Origin of the sequence: Zooshikella harenae (assembly GCF_018837975.1) — a bacterium.
Classification (GTDB): domain Bacteria; phylum Pseudomonadota; class Gammaproteobacteria; order Pseudomonadales; family Zooshikellaceae; genus Zooshikella; species Zooshikella harenae.
The window spans coordinates 1-1,430 of record NZ_JAGSOY010000241.1; the positions used below are offsets into that span (position 1 = coordinate 1).

Sequence of the window (1,430 nt, forward strand, 5' to 3'; positions counted from 1 at the left end):
TTGACCTTCACCGGTATACTGCAATTGCGGGATAGTGCCCAAGCGTTTTTGCTCGGACCAGGTAAACGACCAGGCACGTTGCAGTTGATTAAACGCTGCCGTCTCAATGGAAAAGGTAAACGGCCCTAATTTCAGTAAGGTGCTAGTAGCCATACGTCAAACCGTCTTGATCATAAAGTGATGCACGACGATCCGATTCCGCCTCAAATTCTCGCCGTTTGAGTTCTTCCCTTACCCGTTTAGCAATGTCCTCACTGTTTTGACCCGGTTGGGCATGAACGGTAATCGGGGCATTGATATTGGTACGCGACTGGTTCTGTATTTTAATGTGTTGGTTACGTTTGGCCTGTAATTGGTCCTGAATAGTCTTATTATTGCGCGCTTTGGCTAAGGAAATAACACGTCCTGATGCTTTTACAGGGTTTCGTGTTTTGGTTTTGAGCGAATAGTTGTGGCCGCGACGCGCCATGGCATAAGGTTTCACCCCATAGTGAATACCTCGGCTCCGCCCTCGGTGTTGTGGGGCAATATACGATGATGGCTTGGGCTTGGGCTTGGGTTTAGGTTTAGGCTTCGTTTTTTGCTTATCGTTTTTGCCTTCTTTCTCTTCCTCCTCATCATCGCCAAACCAGTTAAATACACTACTGATGATATCCTTAATCCAACTGAATTTGGACGCCAGCCATTCAAAACCCGGTTTCCAGTGTTTGAGCAACATGCCAATGGGAGATTTATTAAATATACCTTTAATAAGATCCCAAGCCCCTGTAAACATGCCCTTAATGTTGTCCCAGGTTTTACTAAAAAAATTAGATACCGGCTCCCAGTTTTTAATTAAAATCCCTAGCGGTGAATAACTAAAAAAGATATTTTTTGCCCATCCCCAGAACTGATTAAAGTAACCTTTTACCGAACGCCATATCTCACTAAAAAAGGATTTAATCGGTTCCCAGTAGGTAATAATTAACGCGGCACCACCGACAATCGCGGTGACAGCTAAACCAATCGGATTCATTAAAAAGGCGGTGCCCACGGCTTTAATAATCGGAATTAAACTCCAGACCGCTTTACCGAAGGTCATAATTGACGTAAATAATTTAACGCCCATGAGTCCTGCTAAAATATAGCCGACGTTTTTCCAGCCAATGGTCGCGGAAATAAAATCGCTAATCACACTGGTGACACTAAAAAAGCCCTGGCCCAGTGCATACACATTTTTCGCCCAGCTTTTAAATCGACGGCTAATATTTTTCGCAAACGCTTGTATTTGCGGCAGGTAATTCACTACCCAGGCTTTAAAGTGTTTCATTAATTCGGTGAAGGCCGGCATCATTGCCGCACCAATGGTGTTTTTGACGCCACCTAACGCCATCTTTGCATTCAACAAGGCATCATTAAAGTTTTCTGCATCTCGAGCGGCTTTTTCCCCC

1 protein-coding gene and 1 pseudogene are annotated in these 1,430 nt (G+C 44.4%); both read right to left on the bottom strand.

Annotated features, from left to right (window positions below):
• A partial coding sequence (locus KCG35_RS27200) for a phage tail protein (RefSeq protein WP_215822625.1) occupies positions 1-153 on the bottom strand: 153 nt, incomplete at its 3' end.
• A pseudogene (locus KCG35_RS25305) lies at positions 143-1,430 on the bottom strand (hypothetical protein); the annotation flags it as partial. The pseudogene KCG35_RS25305 and the gene KCG35_RS27200, both read right to left, overlap by 11 nt.